General features: G+C 68.0%; 26 protein-coding genes. 14 read left to right on the forward strand and 12 right to left on the reverse strand.

Going from position 1 to position 25,561, the window contains the following annotated elements; all coding sequences use genetic code 11:
* Positions 1-72: 72 nt before the first annotated feature.
* The 3 genes from upp to BMZ25_RS13835 all read left to right on the forward strand — a co-directional run bounded on the left by upp (position 73) and on the right by BMZ25_RS13835 (position 1,856).
* The gene (upp, locus tag BMZ25_RS13825; RefSeq protein ID WP_092694596.1) at positions 73-714 is read left to right on the forward strand and encodes a uracil phosphoribosyltransferase; all 642 of its coding nucleotides are present in this window, start codon (positions 73-75) and stop codon (positions 712-714) included.
* A gap of 79 nt (positions 715-793) precedes the next feature.
* Positions 794-1,093 carry a hypothetical protein gene (locus BMZ25_RS13830; protein ID WP_092694598.1) on the forward strand — a complete coding sequence of 100 codons (300 nt, stop codon included), beginning with the start codon at positions 794-796 and terminating at the stop codon, positions 1,091-1,093.
* A gap of 142 nt (positions 1,094-1,235) precedes the next feature.
* The gene (locus tag BMZ25_RS13835) at positions 1,236-1,856 is read left to right on the forward strand and encodes an SPOR domain-containing protein (protein WP_177190468.1); all 621 of its coding nucleotides are present in this window, start codon (positions 1,236-1,238) and stop codon (positions 1,854-1,856) included.
* 3 nt (positions 1,857-1,859) lie between these two features.
* Here the strand turns inward: BMZ25_RS13835 and BMZ25_RS13840 are convergent, their stop codons facing one another.
* Complete coding sequence (locus BMZ25_RS13840; RefSeq protein ID WP_092694602.1) at positions 1,860-2,873, reverse strand: hypothetical protein; 1,014 nt, start codon at positions 2,871-2,873, stop codon at positions 1,860-1,862.
* A 134-nt stretch (positions 2,874-3,007) separates the two neighbouring features.
* Between BMZ25_RS13840 and BMZ25_RS13845 the strand changes: the two genes are divergently transcribed.
* Entirely contained in the window at positions 3,008-3,712 is a 705-nt protein-coding gene (locus BMZ25_RS13845; protein WP_328586863.1) for a Type II secretory pathway, pullulanase PulA, read from the forward strand.
* Between the two features lie 20 nt (positions 3,713-3,732).
* Here BMZ25_RS13845 and BMZ25_RS13850 read toward each other — a convergent pair whose 3' ends face one another.
* From BMZ25_RS13850 to BMZ25_RS13885, 8 genes are all read right to left on the reverse strand, one after another.
* Positions 3,733-5,940, reverse strand: a complete 2,208-nt coding sequence (locus BMZ25_RS13850) for a 3-hydroxyacyl-CoA dehydrogenase NAD-binding domain-containing protein (protein ID WP_092694604.1) — start codon at positions 5,938-5,940, stop codon at positions 3,733-3,735.
* Between the two features lie 34 nt (positions 5,941-5,974).
* Entirely contained in the window at positions 5,975-7,186 is a 1,212-nt protein-coding gene (locus BMZ25_RS13855; protein ID WP_092694606.1) for an acetyl-CoA C-acetyltransferase, read from the reverse strand.
* Between the two features lie 9 nt (positions 7,187-7,195).
* Positions 7,196-7,831: a glutathione S-transferase family protein gene (locus tag BMZ25_RS13860; RefSeq protein ID WP_092694608.1), complete on the reverse strand. Its 636-nt coding sequence runs from the start codon at positions 7,829-7,831 to the stop codon at positions 7,196-7,198.
* 263 nt (positions 7,832-8,094) lie between these two features.
* Positions 8,095-8,307, reverse strand: coding sequence for a hypothetical protein (locus tag BMZ25_RS13865; RefSeq protein WP_092694610.1), 213 nt, complete (start codon positions 8,305-8,307; stop codon positions 8,095-8,097).
* Between the two features lie 54 nt (positions 8,308-8,361).
* Positions 8,362-10,140, reverse strand: a complete 1,779-nt coding sequence (locus tag BMZ25_RS13870; RefSeq protein ID WP_092694612.1) for an acyl-CoA dehydrogenase — start codon at positions 10,138-10,140, stop codon at positions 8,362-8,364.
* Between the two features lie 34 nt (positions 10,141-10,174).
* Positions 10,175-10,573, reverse strand: a complete 399-nt coding sequence (locus BMZ25_RS13875) for a MerR family transcriptional regulator (RefSeq protein WP_092694614.1) — start codon at positions 10,571-10,573, stop codon at positions 10,175-10,177.
* Positions 10,574-10,787: 214 nt separating this feature from the next.
* Positions 10,788-11,156 carry a MerR family transcriptional regulator gene (locus BMZ25_RS13880; protein ID WP_092694616.1) on the reverse strand — a complete coding sequence of 123 codons (369 nt, stop codon included), beginning with the start codon at positions 11,154-11,156 and terminating at the stop codon, positions 10,788-10,790.
* Between the two features lie 54 nt (positions 11,157-11,210).
* Positions 11,211-11,912, reverse strand: coding sequence for an NAD(P)H-binding protein (locus BMZ25_RS13885; protein ID WP_235859880.1), 702 nt, complete (start codon positions 11,910-11,912; stop codon positions 11,211-11,213).
* A 153-nt stretch (positions 11,913-12,065) separates the two neighbouring features.
* Here BMZ25_RS13885 and BMZ25_RS13890 point away from each other — a divergent pair, with 153 nt between their 5' ends.
* Genes BMZ25_RS13890 through BMZ25_RS13900 form a run of 3 tightly spaced genes read left to right on the forward strand, consistent with a single transcriptional unit; the run spans position 12,066 to position 14,330 of the window.
* Positions 12,066-12,500: a PaaI family thioesterase gene (locus BMZ25_RS13890; protein ID WP_092694618.1), complete on the forward strand. Its 435-nt coding sequence runs from the start codon at positions 12,066-12,068 to the stop codon at positions 12,498-12,500.
* Entirely contained in the window at positions 12,497-13,006 is a 510-nt protein-coding gene (locus BMZ25_RS13895) for a PaaI family thioesterase (RefSeq protein ID WP_092694620.1), read from the forward strand. The genes BMZ25_RS13890 and BMZ25_RS13895 overlap by 4 nt, the downstream gene beginning before the upstream one ends.
* Positions 12,999-14,330 (forward strand): MATE family efflux transporter, encoded by a 1,332-nt coding sequence (locus BMZ25_RS13900; RefSeq protein WP_092694622.1) that lies wholly within the window; start codon positions 12,999-13,001, stop codon positions 14,328-14,330. Before BMZ25_RS13895 ends, BMZ25_RS13900 begins: the two co-directional genes overlap by 8 nt.
* Positions 14,331-14,334: 4 nt before the next feature.
* Here BMZ25_RS13900 and BMZ25_RS13905 read toward each other — a convergent pair whose 3' ends face one another.
* Together BMZ25_RS13905 and BMZ25_RS13910 are read right to left on the reverse strand one after the other, a co-directional pair.
* Complete coding sequence (locus BMZ25_RS13905; protein WP_092694624.1) at positions 14,335-15,405, reverse strand: quinone-dependent dihydroorotate dehydrogenase; 1,071 nt, start codon at positions 15,403-15,405, stop codon at positions 14,335-14,337.
* Positions 15,402-15,740 (reverse strand): DUF952 domain-containing protein, encoded by a 339-nt coding sequence (locus BMZ25_RS13910; RefSeq protein WP_092694626.1) that lies wholly within the window; start codon positions 15,738-15,740, stop codon positions 15,402-15,404. Before BMZ25_RS13910 ends, BMZ25_RS13905 begins: the two co-directional genes overlap by 4 nt.
* Before the next feature lie 126 nt (positions 15,741-15,866).
* On the opposite strand from BMZ25_RS13910, the gene BMZ25_RS13915 reads away from it, so the two are divergent.
* On the forward strand, positions 15,867-17,423 hold the full coding sequence (locus BMZ25_RS13915) for a bifunctional metallophosphatase/5'-nucleotidase (RefSeq protein WP_092694628.1): 1,557 nt from the start codon (positions 15,867-15,869) through the stop codon (positions 17,421-17,423).
* A gap of 13 nt (positions 17,424-17,436) precedes the next feature.
* Here the strand turns inward: BMZ25_RS13915 and BMZ25_RS13920 are convergent, their stop codons facing one another.
* Positions 17,437-18,756 (reverse strand): MFS transporter, encoded by a 1,320-nt coding sequence (locus tag BMZ25_RS13920; protein WP_092694630.1) that lies wholly within the window; start codon positions 18,754-18,756, stop codon positions 17,437-17,439.
* 132 nt (positions 18,757-18,888) lie between these two features.
* Between BMZ25_RS13920 and BMZ25_RS13925 the strand changes: the two genes are divergently transcribed.
* The 6 genes from BMZ25_RS13925 to urtD all read left to right on the forward strand — a co-directional run bounded on the left by BMZ25_RS13925 (position 18,889) and on the right by urtD (position 25,561).
* Complete coding sequence (locus tag BMZ25_RS13925; protein WP_092694632.1) at positions 18,889-19,575, forward strand: SOS response-associated peptidase; 687 nt, start codon at positions 18,889-18,891, stop codon at positions 19,573-19,575.
* 8 nt (positions 19,576-19,583) lie between these two features.
* Positions 19,584-19,895 carry a hypothetical protein gene (locus BMZ25_RS13930; protein WP_092694634.1) on the forward strand — a complete coding sequence of 104 codons (312 nt, stop codon included), beginning with the start codon at positions 19,584-19,586 and terminating at the stop codon, positions 19,893-19,895.
* Positions 19,896-20,219: 324 nt separating this feature from the next.
* On the forward strand, positions 20,220-21,509 hold the full coding sequence (gene urtA, locus BMZ25_RS13935; RefSeq protein ID WP_092694636.1) for an urea ABC transporter substrate-binding protein: 1,290 nt from the start codon (positions 20,220-20,222) through the stop codon (positions 21,507-21,509).
* Positions 21,510-21,592: 83 nt separating this feature from the next.
* A complete protein-coding gene (gene urtB / locus BMZ25_RS13940) occupies positions 21,593-23,545 on the forward strand; it encodes an urea ABC transporter permease subunit UrtB (RefSeq protein WP_092694638.1) in 1,953 nt (650 codons plus the stop codon).
* A 49-nt stretch (positions 23,546-23,594) separates the two neighbouring features.
* Complete coding sequence (gene urtC / locus BMZ25_RS13945; protein WP_177190475.1) at positions 23,595-24,827, forward strand: urea ABC transporter permease subunit UrtC; 1,233 nt, start codon at positions 23,595-23,597, stop codon at positions 24,825-24,827.
* A complete protein-coding gene (gene urtD, locus BMZ25_RS13950; RefSeq protein WP_092694642.1) occupies positions 24,824-25,561 on the forward strand; it encodes an urea ABC transporter ATP-binding protein UrtD in 738 nt (245 codons plus the stop codon). The genes urtC and urtD overlap by 4 nt, the downstream gene beginning before the upstream one ends.

A 25,561-nucleotide genomic window follows, 5' to 3' on the forward strand; every position in this document is an offset into this window, starting at 1 on the left:
GCGCACAGCCTTTACGGCGTGGCGGCAAGGCTGTAGCGGTCATGCGATGCCCCAAGCCCACGAGCCCCGCCGATGACAGACCAGACCCAGCACCTCACCGTCGTCACGCACCCTCTCGTGCAGCACAAGCTGACGATCATGCGCGAGAAATCGACCTCGACCGCCGTGTTCCGGCAGTTGCTGCGCGAGATCAGCCAGCTTTTGGCCTACGAGGTGACCCACAAGCTCGCCATGACGACCAAGCGCATCGAGACGCCGATCCAGGAGATGGACGCGCCGGCGTTGGACGGGCGCAAGCTCGCGCTCGTGTCGATCCTGCGGGCGGGCAACGGCCTGCTGGACGGCATGCTCGAACTGATCCCCTCGGCACGGGTCGGGTTCATCGGTCTCTACCGGGACGAGGAGACGCTGAAGCCGGTGCAGTATTACTGCAAGCTGCCGACCGAGCTGGGCGAGCGGCTGGTCATTGCGGTTGACCCAATGCTGGCGACAGGGAACTCGTCGGCCGCGGCCATCGACCTGTTGAAAGAGCAGGGCGCCAAGGACATCCGCTTTCTGTGCCTGCTGGCCGCGCCCGAGGGGGTCGCCCGCATGAAAGAGGCGCATCCCGATGTGCCCATCGTCACCGCGGCGCTTGACGACCGACTGGACGAGCAGGGCTACATCGTGCCTGGCCTTGGCGATGCCGGCGACCGGATGTTCGGCACAAAGTGAGCGCGATTGGGCCTTTACGGGCCGAATCGCATTGGGCACTCTGCTCCGACATCTTGTGTGGGGGCACAGAATGAAACCGATGCGTTCCGCTGCCGGCGCGCTCTTCGCCTTGTGCGCCTGCATCGCGGCGCCCGTTCCGGCGCAGGCGCAGGGCAGTTTCGCCGAACCGGCGGAGTTTCCGCCGCAGAGCTACCGCGGCAGCCAGTATGTCGACAGCGAGGGCTGCGTTTTCGTGCGCGCCGGTTCTGCCGGGGCGACGACGTGGGTTCCGCGCGTGAACCGCTCCCGCGAGCAATTGTGCGGCTTTCGCCCCACTGCGGTGCAGGGCGCGACGACGGCCGATGCCTCGCGCCGCGCCGCAGCCATCGGTTCCGGCTGACGCGGCGTCTCGACCCGCACGCGTGGCGCCACCCGTCCGTCCGTCGTCGCAACCCGCAGCCGCGCCCCAGCCGACGCGGCGCGTCGCGGCCAGCCCCGGCCTCGCGCCGACCCGTCGCCCGACGGACGAAGTGGGCGTCGCCGTGCCGCGAAGCGCGCGCCCCGCGCCCGCACTCACGCCGCCGCCGGGCTACGAGGCCGCGTGGACGGATGGCCGGCTGAACCAAGACCGCGGCAAGCAGCTGCTGAGCGGGGCGCTGCAGACCTCGCTCGTCTGGACCCAGACGGTGCCGCGGCGCCTGATCGACCGGCGCACCGGCGCGGACGTGACGAGCGAATATCACCTGCTGGTCTATCCCTACACCGATTACGACAAGCAGATCCGGGACCTGCGCGGTGGCGAGAAGATCGTCGTCCGCACCCGTGGAGGAGAGCGGCAGATCGTCTCGCGCGACCGGCTCGGCACCAACGCGGCGGGTCAGACCGTCCTGTCGACGAAGGCCGCGCCGCAGCGGTCGCATGACGCCTCGGGCACCGAGGCGCGGGCTTATGTCCAGGTCGGCACATATGGACGGGACGCAAACGCGCGGCGGACCGTGACGCGGCTTCGGGAACTGGGGCTGCCGGTCAGTGTGTCACGGACGCGCCTGGGCGGGCAGTCGGTACAGGTCGTGCTGGCGGGGCCGTTCGCGGACCGGCGCAGCACGGGCGCGGCGCTGTCGACCGTGCGCCGGGCCGGGTATTCCGACGCGTTCACCCGCTGAGGCTCAGGCGCCGCAGATGCCCTGAAGCGCGACCCAGGCACGGTCTTCCAACACCGGGCGGGCGTCTTCGGGCGGCACCGGGTCGGCCTCGATCAGGCTCAGGGTCGTCTCGCCCGTCACGTCCCGCGCAAATGCATAGGGCGCGGCGGGCACGTGGGCCTCGGCGAACCGGTCCAACAGCGGCTTGCGGGACACCTGCAGGGGCGGACGCAGCAGCAGCGCCTCGGCGTGGGCGTTCAGCGTATCGGCCTTGACCTCACCCGTCGTCAGCAGCCGCACCGCGCTGAACGGGCCGGCCCATTTGAGCAGCCGCAGCAGCGGGTCGCGGCGGTCGGCCCGCTCCATCTCGGCCAGCAGGTAGCCGGCGAGGGGATCGGGGCTGTCGAAATCCTCGACCAGCGCGCGGTTCACCAGGTAGATGTCGCCGGGCAGGTGCTCGGTCGTCTGCACGCCGTCGCGCAGCACCACGATCCGGCCGGTGCCGTCCATCAGCCGCTGCGACAGCTGCGACAGCGCCCGCCGGCCGGCCCGGCTCTCGCAGGGGGCGCCCGAGACGCGGCGCATCGCCCGCAGCATGTCGGTCCCGATCTCGGTGCGCATTGCCGGCGGCGCGACCCGCGCGGCATGGCCGATCAGCGCACCGGGCAGCCAGAAGACGCCGAGCGCGACGACGGCGGCGAGCGTCGCCAGCACCAGGCCGAGGCGCAGCCGCCCCTGTCGCGGACGCCGGCGGCTGACGGCGGTGCGAACCCGCTCGATCGCCTCGATCATGGTGTCGTCGTCGATCTCCAGCGTCTCGTCCGCCGCGCTGCCCGGCGCGAACAGGGCCGGGGTCTTGCCGGGATTGAGCCGCTCGATCGCGGCCAGCGACCAGTGGCTCAACGCGCGCTCGCGCAGGTCGAAGATCGTCAGCGTTGCATGGCCCACGGAAATGACCACATCGCGGCGCTGTGCGTCGGGGTCCGAACGCCAGAGGCCCGACGCTTCGAGCCGTTGGTATTCCTTCAGTGCGGTCATGAGCCTGCCGGGCGGTCGCGCCGCCAGTTGATTTCTTTCGTTGGCGCCAGACTACGGGGCGCGCGGTCCGGGGGCAATCACCGTGCGGCCGGGCTTTGCGCGGCTTTCCTCGCGTGGCATCAGAGAGTTATGAGTTGCGCTACGTACCTTCCCGGCTTGCGGGGCTTCGCGTGATCCTGTCGCCGGGCCGCGGCTATGTCTTCGTGCATATCCCAAAGACCGGTGGCACCGCGCTGGCTCTGGCGCTCGAGGCGCGTGCGATGAAGGACGACATCCTGATCGGCGATACGCCCAAGGCGCTGCGGCGAAGGCAGCGTCTGGGCCGCCTCACCCCTGCCGGGCGCCTGTGGAAGCACGCGACGCTGCGCGACATCGACGGCGTTCTGCCACCCGAAGAGCTTGCGGCCCTGCGGGTGTTCACCCTGGTGCGCAATCCGTGGGACCGGATGGTGAGCTATTATCACTGGCTTCGCGTGCAGGGTTTCGACCATCCGGCGGTCACGCTCGCCCAGCATCTCGGGTTCGGTGATTTCCTGCGCCATCCGCATCTGGACGCGTCGATCGGGGCGGAAAGCTACGGCGGCTATGTCACCCGTCCGGACGGGCACGAGGCGCCGTGCGACTTCGTGCGGATCGAGGCGTTCGACCGGGACATCGCGCCGGTAGAGCGGTATCTCGGCTTCCCGCTGCACCCGCTGGCGCGCCACAACGCCTCGGCGCGCGACCGGGACTACCGCCGCTACTACACCGACGTCACGGCGGAGAGGGTGGCACAGCTCTGTGCCGGGGATATCGCGCGGTTCGGCTACCGCTTCGATGGGGATCCGGCGCGGTCCTGAGGGCCGCGCCGGAGGGAGCGTCACGCGGCGGCGGCGTCCTGTCCGGTGCCGAAGCGGCCGTAGAACGTCTCGCCCTTCCGCGCCATCTCGCGCAGAAGGTCGGGCGCGGTGAAGCGCGGACCGTGCGCGGCGGCGAGGCCGTCGCACAGGTCGACCGCCCGCTGCGCGCCCAGGATGTCGAGCCAGCCGAACGGCCCGCCGGACCACGGGGCGAAGCCCCAGCCCAGGATCGCGCCGACATCGCCCTCGCGGATATCCTCGAGCACGCCGTCCTCCAGCGCGCGCACCGCCTCCAGCACCTGAGCGAAGAGCAGGCGGTGCTGCACGTCCGTCACGGCGGGCTGGTCGTCCAGCGGGGCGTACCGCTCGGCCAGGCCGGGCCACAGCTCGACCCGCTTGCCGGCCTCGTCATAGGCATAGAACCCCGCGTTGGACTTGCGCCCCAGCCGGCCCTCGTCGGCCATCCAGAACAGCACCTCGTCCACCGCCTCGTCGGGATAGGCGTCGCCCATCGCCGCGCGGGTCGCCTTGGCGATCTTCACGCCAAGTTCGATCGACGTCTCGTCCACCAGTTGCAGTGGCCCCAGCGGCATGCCGACCTGCTTGGCCGCGTTCTCGATCAGGGCAGGGGTGACGCCCTCCTTCACCATCCGCACACCTTCGTTGATGTAGGGAATGATGCAGCGGTTGGCGTAGAAGAACCGCGCGTCGTTGACGACGATCGGCGTCTTGCGGATCTGCCGCACGAAATCAAGTGCCTTGGCCACCGCCCGATCGCCGGTCTGCCGGCCCTTGATGATCTCGACGAGGTTCATCTTGTCGACGGGCGAGAAGAAGTGGATGCCGATGAACTGGTCCGGCGTGTCCGCGGCCTTGGCGAGCTCGGTGATCGGCAGGGTCGAGGTGTTGGTCGCGAAGATGACGTCCGACGGCGCCTTGGCGAGCGCGGCCTTCGTGACCTCGGCCTTCACGCCGGTGTCCTCGAACACCGCCTCGACGATCAGATCGCAGTCCGACAACGCCTCGTACTCGGTCGTGGCGTTGATCCGGCCCAGCACCTCGGCCTTCTTCTCCTCGGTCACCTTCTTGCGCTTGATGCCCTTGTCGAGGATGCCTTCGGCATGCGCCTTGCCGGTGTCGGCGGCCTCCTGCTTCTGGTCGATCAGCACCACGTCGATCCCGGCATTGGCGCTGACATAGGCGATTCCTGCGCCCATCATGCCGGCACCCAGCACGCCCACCTTGCGCACCGTCTGGTCCGGCGCCTCGGGCCGGTTCGCCCCCTTCTCGAGAGCGGTCTTGTTGAGGAACAGCGACCGGATCATCGCGCTGGAGGACGGGTTCATCAGCACGCCGACGAAATACCTCGCCTCGATCCGCAGCGCCGTGTCGAAGGGCACGAGCGCACCTTCGTACACCGCCGAGAGCAGCGCCTTGGCGGCCGGGTAGACGCCCTGGGTCTTGCCGTTCACCATCGCCGAGGCGCCGACGAACGTCATGAAGCCCTGGGGATGGTAGGGTGCGCCGCCGGGCATCTTCCAGCCCTTTTGGTCCCACGGTTTGACGATGTCGGCATCCTTCGCCGACAGGACCCATTCCTTGGCCTTGGCCATCAGCTCGTCCGGGGCGACGACCTCGTCCACCAGGCTCGCCGACCTGGCGGCCTTCGGATCCATCATCTTGCCTTCCAGCAGCACGGGCGAGGCGGCCATCGCGCCGACCATGCGGGAATATCGGGTCGTGCCGCCGGCGCCGGGGAACAGGCCGACCATGATCTCGGGCAGGCCGATCCGGGCCTTCGGTGCGTCGGCCATGAACCGGCGGTGGCAGGCCAGCGCGATCTCGGTGCCGATGCCGGCGCTGGTGCCGGGAATGGCGCAGGCGACCGGCTTGCCGCCCTTGTTCGTCTTCGGGTCCAGCCCCGCGCGCTCGAGCTTGCGCAGCACCCGGTGGCCGTTCATCGTGAAGTCGAACAGCGCCTGGGCCGGCTGGTCGCCGGATTCCTCGCGGATGCGGGCCAGCACGTTGAGGTCCATGCCCCCGGCAAAGTCCTTCTTGCCCGAGGTGATGACGATGCCCTTCACGGCCTCGTCCGCCAGCGCCTTGTCGAGGAAGCCGTCGACCAGCTCCATCGCCTCGCGCGTCAGCGTGTTCATCGACTTGTCGGGCGCGTCCCACGTGATGACGGCAACGCCGTCGGAATCCACGTCGTAGTGAAAATCGCTCATCTCTCTCTCCCTTCCGGAGCCTGTTCCGCCGGGCTCAGACCCGCTCGATGATCGTCGCGGCACCCATGCCGCTGGCGACGCAGAGCGTGGCAAGACCCGTCTCGCGATCGGTGCGCTCCATCTCGTCGAGCAGCGTGCCCAGGATGATCGCCCCAGAGGCGCCCAGCGGGTGGCCCATGGCGATGGCGCCGCCGTTGACGTTGAGCTTGGAGTGGTCGACGCCGAAGGCCTGCATGAAGCGCAGCACCACGGCCGAGAACGCCTCGTTCACTTCGAACAGGTCGATGTCGCCGATCTCCATCCCCGACTCGCGCAGGATCTTCTCGGTGACGGGGACCGGGCCGGTGAGCATGATCGTGGGGTCGGTGCCGATCTTTGCCGTCGACCGGATGCGGGCCCGCGGCGTCAGGCCGTACTTCTCGCCGAACGCCTTCGAGCCGACGAGCACGCCCGCCGCCCCGTCGACGATTCCCGAGGAATTGCCGGCGTGGTGGATGTGGTTGATCCGCTCGAGATGCGGGTACTTCATCAGGGCGATGGTGTCGAAGCCGGGCATCACCTCGCCCTGCTCCTTGAACGAGGGGTTCAGGGCGCCGAGCGCCTGCATGTCGGTCTGCGGCCGCATGTACTCGTCACGGTCGAGGATCGGCAGGCCGTTGCGGTCCTTGATCTCGATGACGGACTTGGCGAACCGCCCCGCGTCCCAGGCCGCGCCCGCGCGCTTCTGGCTCTCGACGGCGAAGGCATCTGCGTCGTCGCGGCTGATGCCGTATTGCGTGGCGATGATGTCGGCGCTGATGCCCTGGGGCACGAAATACGTCTCCATCGCGACCGACGGGTCCACCGCGATCGCGGCGCCGTCCGACCCCATGGCGACCCGGCTCATCATCTCGACGCCGCCGGCGACATAGGCCTCGCCGGCCCCGGCGCGGACCTGGTTCGCGGCAAGGTTCACCGCCTCCATGCCGCTGGCGCAGAAGCGGTTGATGGACAGGCCGGGGACCTGCTCGTCGAACTCGCTCGCCAAGACCGCGGTCCGCGCCAGGCAGCCGCCCTGTTCCATGACCTGCGTGGCATTGCCCCAGATCACGTCCTCGACCGCCTTCGTGTCGAGATCGCTGCGCGCCTTGAGCGCGTTCAGGACATCCGCCGAGAGCTTGACCGAGGTCACCTCGTGCAGGCTGCCGTCCTTGCGGCCCTTGCCACGCGGTGTGCGCACGGCATCGTAGATATAGGCGTCGGTCATTAATCCTCCTCAGGCCCGGTCCGACGGTCTGCCGGGCATCAGATCGTATGGATGTTTCCAGCCCGGCAACGCCGCGATGCGGTCGAGCCAGGCGTCGACATTGGGGTACTCGTTCCGATCGAAACCGAACGGTTCGGTATAGTAGAGATAACCGCAGCAGCTGAGATCCGCACATGTGACGTCGCGGCCAACCAGCCAGTCGCGGTCGGCCAGGACAGTATCGAGCACGCCGAGCGCCGAGGCGAGCCGCCCCTTCAGGAAACCGATGACTGCCTCGTCGCGCTTGTCCTTTGCCAGGAAGTTCATCTGGAAGCGCAACGGTCCGGCAATGCCCGACACCTTCTGGTTGTCGTAGAGCACCCACCGCCACACCTCGCGACGCGCCTCGGGCGACGCGCCGCCCAGCTTGCCCGTCTTCTCGATGACGTAGTCCTGGATCACGCCCGATTGGGTGAGCACCAGGTCGCCATCCTCCATCACGGGAACCTCGCCCATCGCATTCAACGCCCGGAAGGCGGCCGTGCGCGTGGCCCCGTTGAAGAAGTCGACGAAGACCGGCCCCCAGTCGAGCCCCGCGAGTTCAAGGGCCAGCGCCGCCTTGTAGGCGTTGCCGGATTCCCCGAAGCAGTGGAGCTTGATGGTCATGGCGTACCTCCCGGGTGGCTGCCGTGGATTGAGTATTTGTGCGAAGATGAAGCCGGCATCCGGTAAGAGTCCATCAATGTCTCGGCGCTATCCTGAAGGCGCGGTACAGGCTGGAGAGCCGATGACCGCCGAAGGTGAAGTCGTCCTGTCCGGTGAGCCGACGAGGCTCTGGATTAGTTTGCCGCTCCGGGCAGGACGCATCCCTTCATCTTCGCGTAAATACTCCCGCCGGAGGCGGCCCGACACTGGCAGCCCGCGCGGCCTCACCGCTTTCGCGCCTCGAGTTCGGAATTGAACAGGCGCAGGCGCGCGGTGAGGGTCTCGGAATCCGTCACGCTGTCGAAGTTCTCGAACAGGAAGCTCAGCGCCTCCCCTTCGTCGAGCCCGGCTTCGGACGCGAAACGGCGCAGGCGGCGATAGGCGTCCTCGGTCATCGCGACCGGCATCCGGCGCGTCAGGCGGAAGCGTTTCGGCATCGGCATCCTCCCCGAACGAAAGGCGGCGGCCCGATCGGGCCGCCGCGCGGGTCTTCAGAAGTTCGCGGCGTCGAGAGCCATCACCGGCCCGGCTCCGCTTTCGATCCGCGCCAGGTGCATAGCCGTGGCGGGCAGCTGACGGGCCATGTAGTAGCGCCCGGTGGCGAGCTTGGTCTCGTAGAATACGGTGTCCTCGGCGCCGGCGTCGAGCGCCTCGGCGGCGGCCTTGGCCATCTTCGTCCACATCAGGCCGAGGCAGACGTGCCCGAAGAGGTGCATGAAGTCATACGAGCCCGACAGCGCGTTGTTCGGCGCCTTCATGCCGTTCTGCATGAAGTACATGCCCGCGGCCTGCAGGTCCTTGGACGCCTTCTTGAGAGGGTCGAGGAAATCGGCCTTCAGGGCCTCGTTCTCCTCGTTCTCCTTGATGAAGGCCTTCACCATGTCGAAGAACGCCATCACCGTCTTGCCGCCGTTCAGGCCGAGTTTGCGGCCGACGAGGTCGAGCGACTGGATGCCGTTGGTGCCCTCGTAGATCATGGTGATCCGGGCATCGCGGACGAATTGTTCGAGCCCCCATTCGCGGGTGAAGCCGGAGCCGCCGAGCGTCTGCTGGGCCAGAACGCACGTCTCGAAGCCCTTGTCGGTCAGGAACCCTTTCAGCACCGGGGTCAGCAGCGAGATCATCGCCTCGGCCTCGGAATCCTCGTTGCGGTGGGCGCGGTCGATCATCTGGGCGCCCCAGAAGGTGAAGGCGCGGGCACCCTCGACGAAGCTTTTCTGGTCCATCAGGTTCCGGCGCACGTCCGGGTGGACGATGATGGGGTCGGCGGGGCTGTCGGGGCTCTGCGGCCCGGTGACGTCGCGGCCCTGCAGGCGGTCCTGGGCGAACGCCAAGGCGTTCTGATAGGCGACCGCGCCCTGGGCATAGCCCTGCAGGCCGACGCCGAGACGCGCCTCGTTCATCATCGTGAACATCGCCCGCATGCCCTTGTGCAACTCGCCCACGAGGAAGCCCCTGGCCCCGTCGTAGTGCATCACGCAGGTGGCGTTGCCGTGGATGCCCATCTTTTCCTCGAGGCCGCCACAGACGAGGCTGTTGCGCGCGCCGAGGGAGCCGTCCTCGTTCACCAGGAACTTGGGCACGATGAAGAGCGAGATGCCCTTGGTGCCCTCGCCACCGCCGGGCGCCTTGGCCAGCACGAGGTGGATGATGTTGTCCGAGAGGTCGTGCTCGCCGGCGGAGATCCAGATCTTCTGGCCGGTGATGCTGTAGCTGCCGTCGTCCTGGGGTTCGGCCTTGGTCCGGATCAGCCCGAGATCCGTGCCGCACTGGGGTTCGGTCAGGTTCATCGTCCCCGACCAGCTGCCTTCGATCATCTTCGGCAGATAGGTCGCCTTTTGCGCCTCGGAGCCGTGGGCGTGGATCGCGGAATAGGCTCCGTGGGTCAGGCCCTGGTACATGTTGAAGGCCATGTTCGAGGAGACAAACATCTCGCCCACCGCCGAGTTCAGCAGGTAGGGCATGCCCTGGCCGCCGTATTCCGGATCGGCGTCGAGCCCCATCCAGCCGCCTTCGCGCATCTGGTCGTAGGCGGCCTTGAACCCTTCGGGCGTTCGGACCACCCCGTTCTCGAGCGTGCAGCCCTGCCGGTCGCCCACCGGGTTCAGCGGTGCGAGCACGTTCTCGGACAGCTTTCCGGCCTCTTCGAGGACCGCGCCGGTGAAGTCGCGGTCGAGCTCGTCATAGCCCGGAATGTCGCTTTCCGCGATCTTCAGGACGTCATGCAGGACAAACTGCATGTCCTTCGTCGGCGCGTGGTAGATCGGCATGTATCGGGTCCTCCCCCAGAGTGTCGTGTCGGTGTCAGCCGGCGGCCTGCTTGAGGCTCATGCTGTTGAGTGTGCGACCGACCCAATCGAGCTGTCCGCGCAGTTCGTCGATGGCCTCGTTCAGCGCGTCGCGCTGTGCTACCATTTCGTCCAGGCGGGCATGGCCCAGCTCGTGGGCCTTGGCGAGTTGCGCTTCCTGCTGGTCGTCGGCGTCGTAGAGGTCCAGAAGCTGGCGAATTTCCTCGAGGCTGAAGCCGAAGCGCTTGCCGCGGAGGATCAGGGTGAGACGCGCGCGGTCGCGCTTCGTGAACAGCCGCTTCTGGCCCTGGCGCACCGGCGACAGCAATTCCTTCGCCTCGTAGAACCGAAGCGTGCGCGGGGTCACGTCGTAGGCGTCGCACATCTGTCGGATCGTCATCATCGAGTCGGTCATTCTTATGCCTCTGAGTGCGGGGTCAGACGCCTCAGATGCCTTTCGTGAGGACAGCATACAAGAAGGGGTTACGTGCAGGTAAATGGAACGTGGCGTCACACCGTCCCGGACGCAAAAAAGTTAAAACTGGAGCGCCTGAAAAGAAACTTGCGGAAACCGGATGGTTGCGCCGAGAGGGCGAAAAGTGCGGGTTTTCCGCACCTTGCGCTTCGCGTCAGCCCTCGCCTTTGGCCACGTCGTCGCGCAGGTCACGCAGTTCGGCGATGGTGCGGTCGAGTTGCTCGCGCTCCTTGGTCAGGGCGTCGAGCTGGCGGTCGGCGAGCCGGATCCACTCATCCATCTGGGCCTGGGTGCCCTGGTGGTCGTAGATCAGCAGCCACTGCCGGATTTCCTCGAGGCTGAAGCCGAAGCGGCGGCCGCGGAGGATCAGGGTCATCCGCGCGATCTCGCGCGGGCCGTAGAAGCGCGAGCGGCCGTCACGTTCGGGCTGGAGGAGCTCGATATACTCGTAGTATCGCAGCGTGCGCGGTGTCACGTCGAACTTCGCGCACATCTCCTTGAAGCTCAGGCGGGTCTCGCTCATCGTGCGTCCTCCACGCCGCTGCCTTAGCCGCTCGTGCCGGCTCTCGCAATCACGTCACTCGAAAACGTCGCGCAGCACGGCGCCGGGGCCGCTTGCGCTTGCGGGTTCTTCGCGGGCGATCGCCGGTTTCTGACGGATCCAGTTGCCTTCCTCGACGCAGACCAGCGCGAGGTCGGCGAGGTCGGCGTGGCGGGTGCGGATCAGGGTCTCGGGTATGACGTCCTCGGTCACGACATAGTCGCGCGTCGCCGGACCCTCCATCAGCCAGCCGGGCCGCAGGGCGGTCCAGGCGATGTCCTCGGTCGCGCTCAGGATGCGCTCCATCTCGGCCATCTGGCCGAAGATGCGGTCGAGCGCCACGCCGGTGGTGTTGCGGAACCAGACAGGGCCGCGATTGCGGTCCCCGACAAAGCTTGCCGACACGACGACGAGCCGGATGAGGCCGGCCGCGCGCATGCCGCTGATGATCCTCAGCGTGCCTTCGGTATAGAGCGGCGGCGGCGACAGCAGCGTCTTGGCCGAGACGCCGAGCCCGAGCGCCGAGATCACCGCGTCGGCCCCTTGCATCACAGCGCCGAGGTCGTCGCGCAGCACGTCGGCCGACACCTTTCGGACCCCTGCGGGCGGCTCGGGCAGGTCGGTCCAGTCGCGCTCGACGGCAATCACGGTATGGCCCCGGTCGACGGCCTGGGCGACAGCATGACGACCGGTCGCACCGGCTGCGCCGAGGATCACGAGGGTCTTCGGCTCGGGCATCTTTACTCCTTTTGCGTTCATCCGTGGGAACGGTACGGGCGGTGTCAGGGTTCCGTTGCGGCTGGGCGAAGCGGGCGAGTTATCGCTTGCGGTGCGCCGCACAAGCCGAATACCCGTGAGACGAAGGCCGATGTGACAGCAGGTAGGGATCGCATGACCGACCGACAGATGACGATTGCGCGCCAATTCATCGAGGCGATACCCCATGCGCGTGCGCTCGGCATGGAACTGACCGCGGTGGGCGAGGGGCATGCCGCGATCTCGATGCCCTACGACGAAAAGCTGATCGGCGACCCGGCGACACGGGTGATCCATGGTGGCGCCGTCTCGGCGCTGATGGACACCTGCGCGGGCGCGGCGGTGATGAGCCACCCCGAGAACGCGGGCGACACCGCCACCATCGACCTACGCATCGACTACATGCGGGCCGCCGTGCCGGGGCAGACGATCCGGGCGCGGGCCGATTGCTATCACGTCACCCGCACCGTCGCCTTCGTCCGCGCCGTGGCGATGGACGATGACGACGATAACCCGGTGGCCGCCGCGACCGGCGCCTTCACCTTCAGCCGGACCGAGGCCGCGACATGAAGCGCGAAGGTCCCGAACCCGTGCACCAGATCAAGCATCGCCGCGACGGCGCACTGCGCGCGCTGATCGACGCGGTTCCCTATATCCAGACGCTCGGGATCGGCTTCGACCGGCGGGGGGACGAGCTGACCGCGGTGCTGAGCTATTCCGAGATGCTGGTGGGCAACCCGATGCTGCCGGCGATCCACGGCGGCGCGACGGCGGCCTTCCTCGAGGTGACGGCGATCATCGAGCTGGGCTGGTCGATGATCTGGGAGGACGTCGAATCCGGCCGGCTGGAACCCGAGGCGATGACCCGCGGAGAGCTGCCACGGCTGCCGAAGACGATCGACTTCACCGTCGATTACCTGCGCTCGGGCCTGCCGCGCGACGCCTATGCCCGCGCCCGCGTCAACCGCTCGGGCCGCCGGTATGCCTCGGTCCATGTCGAGGCGTGGCAGGACAACCGCAGCCGCCTTTTCGCCCAGGCGACGGGACATTTCCTGATGCCAACCCGCGATGAGTGAGGCGGACGCGGCCGCAGCTCCGCGGGCCATCACAAACCGCCGGCTGCTGGCCGTCGCTTTGCCGATCGTGGTCTCGAACGCCACGGTGCCGATCCTGGGCGCGGTGGATACCGGCGTCGTCGGGCAGCTGGGCGAGGCGGCCCCGATCGGCGCGGTGGGCGTCGGCGCGGTGATCCTCACGGCGATCTACTGGATCTTCGGCTTCCTGCGCATGGGCACCGTCGGCCTGACGAGCCAGGCCTTCGGGCGCGGCGACCGGCCCGAGGCCGACGCGATGCTGTCGCGCGCGCTGATGGTGGCGCTGACCGCCGGGGCAGGGCTGATCCTGCTGCAGGTGCCGATCTTTGCCGGCGCCTTCCTGATCGCGCCTGCCAGTGAGGAGGTCGAGACGCTGGCGCAGGGATACCTCGGGATCCGTGTGTTCTCGGCCCCGGCGGCGATCTCGATCTACGGGATCACCGGGTGGCTCATCGCGGCCGAGCGCACGCGGGCGGTGCTGGTGATCCAGCTGTGGATGAACGGGCTGAACATCGCGCTAGACCTGATCTTCGTCCTGGGGATGGGCTGGGGCGTGTCCGGCGTTGCGACGGCGACCTTCCTGTCGGAGTGGTCCGGGCTGGCGCTGGGGCTGTGGCTCTGCCGGGACGCGTTCCGCGGCGGCCACTGGCGTGACGTGGCGCGGGTGTTCGACCGCGTGCGGCTCAAGCGGATGGCAAGCGTCAACACCGACATCCTGATCCGCTCGGTGCTGCTGCAGGCGGTGTTCGTGTCCTTTCTCTTTCTCGGCTCGGACCTTGGCGACGTGCCGCTGGCGGCGAACCAGATCCTGCTGCAGTTCCTCTATGTGACGTCCTATGCGCTGGACGGGTTCGCCTTTGCCGCCGAGACGCTGGTGGGGCAGGCCTTCGGGCGGGCGCGGCGCGACCTGGTGCGCCGGGCGTCGGTCCTCAGCGGTGCCTGGTCTGCGGGGGCGGCGGCGGTACTGGCGGCGGCGTTCGCGCTGCTCGGCGGGATGGTGATCGACACGATGACCACGTCCGAGGCGGTGCGGGAGGCGGCGCACACCTACCTGCCGTGGATGGTCCTCGCGCCGCTCGTCGGCGCGGCTTCCTGGGCGCTGGACGGCATCTTCATCGGCGCGACCGCGACGCGGGACATGCGCAACATGATGGTGATCTCGGTGGCCGGTTATTTCGCCGCCGTGGCCGTGCTGCTGCCGACGCTGGGCAATCACGGGCTGTGGCTGGCCCTCATGGTGTCGTTCACGCTGCGCGGGCTGACGCTGGGCGTGCGGTACCCTGCGCTCGAGGAGCGCGCGGGCTGAGCGGTCAGAAGTCGGGGCCCAGCCAGTCGCCGCGCCGCGTGCCGACGATCTCCGAGACGTTTCCGATGCCCAGCCCTGCCAGGCGCGAGTCGAGGTCCCACGCGATCCGGGCGGCGAGCGACAGCCCCTCCCAGGCGAGCGCGGTGTAGAGCTGGACGGCGCTTGCGCCGGCGCCGACCTTCGCCAGGACATCCTCGGCCGAGCGTACCCCGCCGACGCCGATCAGGGGCAGGGCGCCCCCGGTCTCGTGCGACAGCCGCGCCAGCACCCGCGTCGAGCGGGCAAAGAGCGGCGGGCCGGACAGGCCGCCCGTCTCGCGGCGCGCGGGGCTCGTCAGCCCGTCGCGCGACAGGGTGGTGTTCGTCGCCACGATCCCGGCAAGGCGCGTGTCCATCGCCACGGCCGCGATGCCCGCGACCTCTTCGGTCGAGAGGTCCGGTGCGATCTTCAGGAAGACGGGACGCGGCACGGGCAAGGCCTCGTTCGCCTCCTGCACGCCCTCGATCAGGCCGCGCAGCGCGTCCGCGCCCTGAAGCTGCCGCAGCTTTTCGGTGTTGGGGGACGAGACGTTGATCGTGACGAAATCCACCACCGGCCCGGCGCGGCGCAGGACCTCGGCGAAATCGGCGGCGCGGTCGGGGCTGTCCTTGTTGGCGCCGAGGTTCAGCCCCACCGGCACAGCGGGCCGCGCGGCATCGAGCCGCGGCACGATGGCCGCGATGCCCTGGTTGTTGAAGCCGAAGCGATTGATCGCCGCGCGCTCGGCCGGCAGGCGGTAGAGGCGGGGGCGGGGGTTGCCCTGCTGCGGGCGGGGCGTCGCGGCGCCGACCTCGACGAAGCCGAAGCCCGCGCGGCTCAGCTGCTCGACCGCCTCGGCGTTCTTGTCGAACCCCGCCGCCAGGCCCAACGGGTTCGGCAGGCTCATCCCCGCCAGCGTCGTGGTGAGCCGCGACGAGGTGACGGGGCCGGGCAGGGGCACGAGGCCCGCGCGCAGCCCGCGCAGCGCCAGAGCGTGCGCCGTCTCGGGGTCGATCCGGCGCAGCGCCAGAAGGCCGAGCCGTTCGGCAAGGCTCACTTCATGTCTCCGGGCAGGATGTGCTTGCCACCTTCCAGCGCGATCGGCGTGTGCCAGGCGACGTCGGACATCCGCAACTTGCGGTAGAGGTGGGGGAACAGTTGCCCGCCGCGGGACTCCTCCCATTCCAGCGCGTCGCCCAGGTCGTCGGTCTCGACGGCGAGCAGGATCAGCCCGTCCTCGCCGGCGAAGTGCTTTTCCAGCGTCTCGGCGGTCTGGGCCGCGGTCGAGAAATGGACGAAGCCGTCGGTCACGTCGATCGGGGCGCCGGCGGTCTCACCGTCGCTTTGCAGGGTCGCCCATTCGGGGGCGCGGAAGATCTTGTATATCAGCATGGCCCGCCAATGCCGCCTGCCGCGCCGTCGGTCAAGCGGCAGATGCTGCACGCGCGAATGGGTTTTGACAGCCCCTGCCGCGCGGGCCAGAGTTCCCGCAGGTCCAACACCTTGAGGGAGCCCCCCATGAAACGAACTACCCTCGGCGCGGCAAGCGTGCTGGCGCTGACCGCCGGCGTCGCCCATGCCGATTACGCTCTGACGATCCTCCACACCAATGACTTCCACGCCCGGTTCGAGCCGATTTCGGGCTACGATTCAACCTGCGCGGAAGAGGACAACGCGGCGGGCGAGTGCTTCGGTGGCTCGGCCCGGCTCGTCACCGCCATCGAAGAGGCGCGCGCGGACAGCGACAATGCGCTGCTCGTCGACGGCGGCGACCAGTTCCAGGGGACGCTGTTCTATACCTATTACAAGGGTGAACTCGCCGCCGAGATGATGAACAAGATGGGCTACGACGCGATGACCGTGGGCAACCACGAATTCGACGACGGCCCCGAGGTCCTGCGCGGCTTCGTCGACGCGGTCGAGTTCCCGATCCTGATGTCGAACGCCGACATCTCGGGAGAGGAGCTGCTGGCGGACGCCATCCAGAAGTCCACCATCATCGAGAAGAACGGCGAGCGGATCGGCCTGATCGGCCTGACGCCGCAGGACACCGACGAACTGGCCAGCCCCGGACCGAACGTCACCTTCACCGACCCGGTCGCGGCGGTGCAGGGCGAGGTCGACAAGCTGACGGGCGAGGGCGTCAACAAGATCGTCGTGCTCAGCCACTCGGGCTACGGCGTGGATCAGCGCGTGGCCGAAGAGACCACGGGCGTCGACGTGATCGTCGGGGGCCACACGAACACGCTGCTGGGCGACATGGAGGATGCCGTCGGGCCCTATCCGACGATGGTGGGCCAGACGGCCATCGTGTCGGCCTATGCCTACGGCAAGTTCCTGGGTGAGCTGAACGTGACCTTCGACGACGAGGGCAACGTGGTGTCGGCCGAGGGCCAGCCGAACCTGCTGGACGCCGCCGTGACCGAGGACCAGGCGACCAAGGACCGTATCGGCGAGGCGGCCGAGCCGCTGGACGAGATCCGCAACGAGGTCGTCGCCGAGTCCGCCGCCGCGATCGAGGGCGACCGGACCGTCTGCCGCTATGGTGAGTGCGAGATGGGCAATCTCGTCGCCGACGCGATGCTGGATCGCGTCCAGGACCAGGGCATCGACGTCGCCATCGCCAATTCCGGCGGTCTTCGCGCGTCGATCGACGCGGGCGAGGTCACGATGGGCGAGGTCCTGACGGTGCTGCCGTTCCAGAACACCCTGTCGACCTTCCAGGTCACGGGCGACACTCTGGTCGCGGCGCTGGAGAACGGCGTGAGCCAGATCGAGGACGAGGCCGGGCGCTTTCCGCAGGTCGCGGGCATGGCCTTCACGTTCGACCCCGAGGCCGAGCCCGGCAACCGGGTGAGCGACGTGATGATCGGCGGCGCCCCGGTCGAGCCCGACACGACCTACGGCGTGGTCTCGAACAACTACGTCCGCAACGGTGGCGACGGCTACGGGATGTTCGTCGATGCCGAGAACGCCTACGATTACGGCCCCGACCTTGCCGACGTGACGGCCGAGTACCTGGCCGAGAACTCGCCCTACGAGCCCTATACCGACGGCCGCATCACCGAGAAGTGACGCGGCCCCGGTTCTAGCCGGCCAGAAGATCCGCTCCTTCGGGGGCGGATCGTTGCGTTTCGGGGGCGTGATCCTCGTTCGCCGGGGCCTCCGGCGTGTCGTCTTCGCCGGGCAGGCCCAGCTCGGCGGTCTGCGGCGTCGAGGCGCGCAGGACCGGTTGCACCATGAACGCCGTCTTGTCCTCGGCGGCGACCTTGGCGCGCTGGCTCAGGCGGAGAAGCGTGAAGGCGATGATCAGGCCGTGCGCGGCGATGGTCGTCGCGAACAGCGCCCGCGTGCCGATCGCGCTCATGCCCCAGCCGGCCAGCAGCGGCCCCACGATCGAGCCCAGGCCAAAGACCAGCAGCAGCCCGCCCGACACCTGGATATGCGTGTTCGGCGCGGCATGGTCGTTGGCATGGGCCACTATCACCGGGTACATCGCGAAGATCGCGGCGCCGAGCAGGGCCGATAGCGCCAGGTTGGCGGCGCGGCCCTCGGGCTGGAACACGAGGAAGGCCAGATCGGCCGAAACCGCCAGCACCGCGACGCCGAGCAGCACCTTGCGCCGGTCCATCCGGTCCGACAGCAGCCCGACCGGGATCTGCGCCAGCGCCCCGGCGAGGATTGGGACCGAGGCGAAGAGCGCGATCGTCGTCAGCACGAGGCCCACCCGCTCGCCATAGACGGGGGCGAGGGTGCCGAAGGCCGCGTTCGAGAGGCCCACCATGAACACCGCGAACACCGCCACCGGCGAGTTGCGCCAGAGCGCGGGAAGGTCCAGCCGGACGGAGACAAGCGGCTTGGGCGTCACGGTCGTGGTCAGCGCCGTGGGCACCAGAGACAGGCAGTAGAACATCGCCGCCAGCACGAAGAACAGGTAGCCGGTCGGGTCGCCCAGCGTCAGCGTCATCTGTCCCGCGGTCGTCGCGACGAGGTTCACCATCGTGTAGAGGCCGAAAATGCGGCCGCGTGTCGACGGTTCGGCGCGCTCGCCCAGCCAACTCTCGACGATCATCGCGGCGCCTGCAAAGCAGAACCCCGCCAGCCCGCGGAAGATTATCCAGCTTGCCGGCGACACCAGGATCAGCGAGGCGAGGATCGAGATCGCGGCGAAGGTCGCCATCACGCTGAAGGCGCGGATATGGCCGACGCGGGCCACGATGCCGGGCGTCGCAAGGCATCCCGACACGTATCCCAGCGCCCAACCGGTGCCGAGCAGGCCGAGCGCGAAGGCGCTGAACCCCTCGGATGAGCCGCGGACGGGCAGGATGAGCGCGTTGATACCGCCCGCGAACAGCAGGAAGGCAGAGCCCAGGAGAAGGGCGCTGATGGGCAGAATCTGGCGGACCATTTGGCGTGTTCCGGAAAGACGGTCCGCAACGGTCCGCGGAGCCGATATATACCCGCCCCCGTCTTCCACAAGTGGGATTTGCCGCACCTCACGCTCTGGTGCAGCATTGGCGCATCGGGCAGGATGCGTATCATGTGCGGACGCTTTGCCATCACCCTGCCGCCCGAGGCGATGTCGCATCTGTTCCAGGCGCAGCCGGGCAATGACCTGCCCGACGTGCCGAACTACAACGTCTGCCCCACGGATTCCGTGCACGCGGTCCTGGCAGCCGACGGCATCCGGCGGCTGACGGCAATACGGTGGGGGTTCCTGCCGCACTGGTACAAGACGACGTCGGACGGGCCGCTGCTGATCAATGCCCGCGCCGAAAGCGTGGCCGAAAAGCCGGCCTTCCGCGAGGCCGTCCGCACCCGGCGCTGCCTGATCCCGGCGAGCGGCTTCTACGAATGGACCAAGGACGCCGACGGCGCGCGCCTGCCGTGGTTCATTCACCCCACCCAGGCCCAGTGCTTCGCCTTCGCCGGTGTCTGGCAGGAGTGGGAGCGGGGCGATCAGGCGCTCACCACCTGCGCGATCGTCACCACCCAGGCCGAGGGGCCGATGGGCGATATTCATCACCGGATGCCGGTGATCGTGGCGCAGGACGACTGGCCGCTCTGGCTGGGAGAGCAGGGCCACGGCGCCGCGCGGCTCATGCGGGCTGCGCCTGCCGGGCATGTCGCGATGCACCGCGTCGATCCCAGGGTGAACTCCAACCGTGCCAGCGGCCCCGACCTGATCGAGCCGATTTCCGGGGCCGAGACGGCCGGATCCGGCTGACTCCGCCCGTGACGCGCCTGAGCCCGCTTGCCCGCGTCACGCTCGCCCTGTTGCTGGCGGGCGCGGTCGTGCTCGGCCTGTCGTCGGGCCGGCGTCACGCGGTGGACGACGGCGATCTCGTGGCGCGCTACGCCGAGGCATACGTCGCGGCTGCCCGAGACGCCGGGATTCGGGGCGTTCCGGCGGATTGCGTGGCACATGCCGGGCAGGGCGCGGTGCGGCTGGTCATCCGGTGCAGCCCCGCAGGCGCGGGGTTCAGAATCGAGTACCGCGTCGACCGCGCGGGGCGCCTATTGCCGCGGCAGGATGAGGCGATTTGAAGCGTCGGGAAATCGGCCGGTCATCGGGCGCTCAGGAATTGATCATCATGCGGCGAGGCTGAGGAAGTATCGGGCAATTCCCGTCGGCGCCCCGTTGCCGGGGCCGCAGGTATTCGGGTGGCCGGCCCGGTCGGGGTAAAACGTCACGGCGGCGGATGATCCGCCGCGATGACGCCGTGCGGACGGGAAGATCCTGGCAGACCGACCGCCCGCACGACAGCAACACATCGGCTGCGGACAGCCACATAGCTCGGCGCGACAGCGGGTCCAAGACCGGCGCGCGCGCATCCTGTGTCCGCCGCCAACTCTGGGGGACGTATTTCCATGACCAAGCTGACTTCCGCCCTGGTGCTGAGCACAGCCGCCATCGCCCTCGGCGGGGCCGCCGCCGCGCAAGAGGCCGAGTGCCCGATACAAGTGGGTGTCCTGCACTCGCTCTCGGGGACGATGGCGATTTCCGAGACCACGCTGAAGGACACGATGCTGATGCTCATAGAGCAGCAGAACGCCGATGGCGGCCTTCTGGGCTGCGATCTCGAGCCCGTGGTCGTCGACCCGGCCTCGGACTGGCCGCTCTTTGCCGAGAAGGCGCGCGAGCTGCTGACCGTGCACGAGGTCGACGTCATCTTCGGCAGCTGGACCTCCGCCAGCCGCAAGGCGGTTCTGCCGGTGCTGGAAGAGCTGAACGGCCTGATGTTCTATCCCGTGCAGTACGAGGGCGAGGAAAGCTCGAAGAACGTCTTCTACACCGGTGCCGCGCCGAACCAGCAGGCGATCCCGGCGACGGACTACTTCCTGAACGAGCTGGGAATCGAGAAGTTTGCGCTGCTCGGCACCGACTATGTCTATCCGCGCACCACGAACAACATCCTGCAATCCTATCTCGAGGAGCAGGGCATCGACGAGGACGACATCTTCGTCAACTATACCCCCTTCGGCCACTCCGACTGGTCGACGATCGTCTCGGACGTGGTCGAACTGGGCGAGGACGGCAGCCGCGTCGGCGTGATCTCGACGATCAACGGCGACGCCAATATCGGCTTCTACAAGGAGCTCGCCGCCTCCGACATCTCGGCCGCAGACATCCCCGTCGTCGCGTTCTCGGTCGGCGAGGAAGAGCTCTCGGGCCTCGATACCTCGAACCTGGTGGGGCACCTGGCGGCCTGGAACTACTTCATGTCCGCCGACACCGCCGAGAACGAGGAGTTCATCGCGAACTGGCACGAGTATATCGGTGACGACAGCCGCGTGACGAACGACCCGATGGAAGCCCACTACATCGGCTTCAACATGTGGGTGAACGCCGTGGAAGAGGCCGGCACGACCGACGTCGATGCCGTCGAGGACGCGATGATTGGCCAGACCCATCCGAACCTGACCGGCGGAACCGCCGAGATGCTGCCGAACCACCACCTGTCGAAGCCGGTGCTGATCGGCGAGATCCAGGACAACGGCCAGTTCGACATCATCTCGCAGACCGAGGAAGTGCCGGGCGACGCCTGGACCGACTTCCTGCCCGAAAGCGCGCCGCTCAAGTCCGACTGGGCCGAGCTGGAATGCGGCATGTACAACACCGAGACCGGGACCTGCGTGCAGCAGAAATCGAACTACTGATCCCGCTCTCCTCCCCGGGATCAGCCCGGACGGGGCGAACTCTCTCGCGCCCCGTCCACCTTCCACTTGCAAAGGCCCGAACAATGCTGCGCGCCCTCTGCCTGACACTCGCGCTTTGCCTGCTGGCCGCTCCGCCCGCCGCGGACGCCCAGGGTGAGTTGCAGTCGCTTCTCCAGACCCATTCCGAGGAAATCCTCGATCCGTCCTTCCGCACGGTCGGGACCGCGGTCGACGATCTGGTCGCCTCCGGCCTGCCGGCGGTCGCGCCCTTCCTGACCCGGTGGCAGGACAAGGAGGTGTGGCAGCGGACGTCGGACGGGCTGTTCTTCTTTGCCGAAGAGACGGGCGACGATCAGCTGACGCTCTATGACATCGCCTCGGGCGACGAGGTCGGCACCGCGCCCGACGACGATTTCGAGCAATCCAAGCCGAACGGCGGCGTCCGTCGCGTGATCGGGCAGGCGCTGGTGCAGTTCCGCCTGAGCTCTCCCGACATCTCCGACCGCAGGCAGGCCGTGCGCAGCATCGAACGGAACCCGGACGCCGACCAGTTGCCAGTCCTGCGCGACACCATCGAGGGCGAGAGCGACCCCTCGTTGAAGGCCCGCAAGGAGCGGCTCGCGACCCTGCTCACCGCCCGCTTCGGCGAGTCGACGGAGGACCGGATCGCGGCCATCGAGACGCTTTCGGACGACCTGTCGATCGACGCGCGCGCCGTGCTGAACCAGATCCTAGACACCGATGCCGAGGTCGCCCAGACCCTGCCCGACGACGTGAACGTGGCCCGTGTGTTGCAGCCGGGCACGGACATGCCCCTGGCCGAGGCCTACGAGACGCTGGTGGACGAGGACCTTGCCCCGGCGCGCACCTCTCCTTCCGAGATCCGCGCCGCGCTAGAGGCCAATATCGAGGATGGCCGCGTCGCAGGCATCCCGACCGGCCAGCTGGGCGACCCCGCCCGCCGCCACGACGCCTATGCCGCCCTGGCCGAGGCCGGGACCGTGCCGCCGCTGGTGACCGAGGCCGACATGGAAGAGGCCGTCGCGGCGCATGTCTTCTACGCCGAATACGACGAGGACGATCCCGCCATCACCGACGCGGCCGAGGCGGCCATGTCCGGCGTGACGACCCGCGTCGGCGTGAACCAGGCCTTCGACCTCGGCCTCGACGCGCTGTCGCTGGCCTCGATCTATTTCCTCGCGGCCATCGGGCTGGCCATCACCTTCGGCGTGATGGGCGTGATCAACATGGCGCATGGCGAGTTCATCATGATGGGCGCCTATACCGGCTTCGTCGTCCAGCAGATCGTGCCGGACTACACGGTGTCTCTGCTGGTCGCGCTGCCGCTCGCCTTCGCGGTGACGTTCGGCGCCGGCGTGCTGATGGAGCGGCTGGTGATCCGCTGGCTTTATCACCGTCCGCTGGAGACGCTGCTCGCGACCTTCGGCATCTCGATCGCGCTGCAGCAGTTGGCGAAGAACATCTTCGGCACGCAGGCGCGGCCGCTGACCTCTCCGGGCTGGCTCGACGGAGCATGGGTGCTGAACGACGTGGTGTCGATCAGCTATATCCGCATCGCCATCTTCGTACTCGCGCTGGTCTTCCTCGCGCTGCTGCTTTTCGTGCTCAAGCGCACCCGCCTCGGGCTCGAGGTGCGGGCGGTCACGCAGAACCCCGGCATGGCGGCGTCGATGGGCATCAATCCCGACAAGATCAACATGCTGACCTTCGGTCTGGGCTCGGGGATCGCTGGGATCGCGGGCGTGGCCATCGGGCTCTACGCCAAGGTGACCTCCGAGATGGGGCAGGACTACATCGTGCAGTCCTTCATGACGGTTGTGGTCGGCGGTGTCGGCAATGTCTGGGGCACGCTGGCCGGGGCGACCCTGATCGGCGGGCTTCAGAAGCAGATCGAGTGGTTCAACCCGTCGAACACGCTCGCCGCGCAGACCTACATGATCCTCTTCATCATCCTGTTCATCCAGTTCCGCCCCAAGGGCATCGTCGCCCTCAAGGGCCGTGCGGCCGGAGACTGACGCGATGGCTTACACCTCCACCTGGCAGAAGTTCTCGACGCGCCCCGCCATGCCGCGGCGCGGCCTGATCGCCCGGAACCCCTCTGTCCTGTACTTCCTTCTGGCGCTCGCGGCCTTCACTTTGGGGGTGACGCTGCTGTCCGAGGCGACCGGCGTGGGCGTGCTGTCGACCTCCTTCGTCAAGACGCTGGGCAAGACGCTGTGCCTGTGTCTCGTCGCCGTGGCGATGGACGTGGTCTGGGGCTATTGCGGCATCCTCTCGCTGGGGCATTTCGCGTTCTTCGGGCTGGGCGGCTACGCCATCGGGATGTGGCTGATGTATGCCCGGACCGAGATCATCGTGGCCGAGTCGCTGGCCGCCTCGCCGATCCCCCCGACAGGGCAGGAGATATCCGAGGCCATCGCGAGCCAGATCTTCGGCGTCGTCGGCTCGTCCGAGTTGCCCGCGATCTGGACCTTCGCCGACAGCCTTTTCCTGCAACTGCTCGCGGTGGTGCTGGTGCCGGGCCTGCTGGCGCTGGTCTTTGGCTGGCTGGCCTTCCGCAGCCGCGTCACCGGCGTCTACCTGTCGATCCTGACCCAGGCGATGACGCTGGCGCTGTCGCTGTATCTGTTCCAGAACGAAAGCGGCCTGCGTGGCAACAACGGCCTGTCGGGCCTGCAGAACATCCCCGGACTGGAGGATGCGAGCCAGGCGTCGATCTCGATCGCGTTCTTCTGGGCCTCGGCGCTGGCGCTTGGCCTGGGCTACGTGTTCTTCGCCTGGATCGTCTCGGGGAAGATGGGCAGCGTGATCCGCGGCGTACGCGACGACGAGGCGCGGGTGCGGTTCCTGGGCTACCACGTCGAGCACTACAAGCTGTTCGTCTTTACGCTGACGGCAGTGGTCGCCGGGATCGCCGGGGCGCTCTATTACCCGCAGGCGGGCATCATCAACCCGGCCGAGATCGCGCCGATCGCCTCGATCTACCTGGCAGTTTGGGTTGCCATCGGCGGGCGCGGACGGCTCTACGGTGCGGTGATCGGCGCGGCGGTCGTGTCGCTTATGTCGAGCTGGTTCACCGGCGGCGGGGCGCCCGACGTGAACCTCGGCGTCTACGTGATCCAGTGGACCGATTGGTGGCTGGTGCTTCTGGGCGTGACCTTCGTGCTCGTGACGCTGTTCGCGCCCAAGGGGATCGGCGGCCTGTTCGACCTGGTCGCAGACTGGCGCGCGCCGCACCGCCACGAGGATTACGGCCCCGACGCCAGCGCCAAGCGGGCCGAGGAGGGCGAGGAATGACACTGCTCGAAGTATCCGGCGTCTCGGTCTCGTTCGACGGGTTCAAGGCGATCAACAACCTGTCCATGCAGATCGGCGAGCCCGAGCTGCGCGCGGTCATCGGGCCGAACGGTGCGGGCAAGACCACCTTCATGGACATCATCACCGGCAAGACCAGGCCCGACGAGGGCAGGGTGATCTGGGGCGAGAGTTCGGTGTCGCTGCTGGGCATGAACGAAAGCCGCATTGCGCAGGAGGGGCTGGGCCGCAAGTTCCAGAAACCCACCGTGTTCGAGGACCAGACCGTGCGCGAGAACCTCGCGATGGCGCTGAAGAACCCGCGCGGGCCGTTCTCCGTGCTGTTCTACCGCAAGACCGCAGAAGGCGCCGAGCGGATCGAGGAGATCGCCCGCGAGATCGGCCTGACCGACCACCTGACGCGAAAGGCGGGCGAACTGAGCCATGGCCAGAAGCAATGGCTCGAGATCGGGATGCTGCTGGCGCAGGACCCGCGTCTGTTGCTGGTGGACGAACCCGCTGCCGGCATGACGCCGGCCGAGCGCGAGCACACGACCGACCTGCTCAAGCGGATCGCCAAGACCCGTGCGGTCGTGGTGGTCGAGCACGACATGGAGTTCGTGCGCCGGCTTGATTGCAAGGTCACCGTGCTGCACGAGGGCTCGGTGCTGGCCGAGGGTACGCTGGATCACGTGACGAAGAACAAGGACGTCATCGACGTCTACCTGGGGCGCTGA

This window comes from Tranquillimonas rosea, assembly GCF_900111315.1.
GTDB lineage: Bacteria > Pseudomonadota > Alphaproteobacteria > Rhodobacterales > Rhodobacteraceae > Tranquillimonas > Tranquillimonas rosea.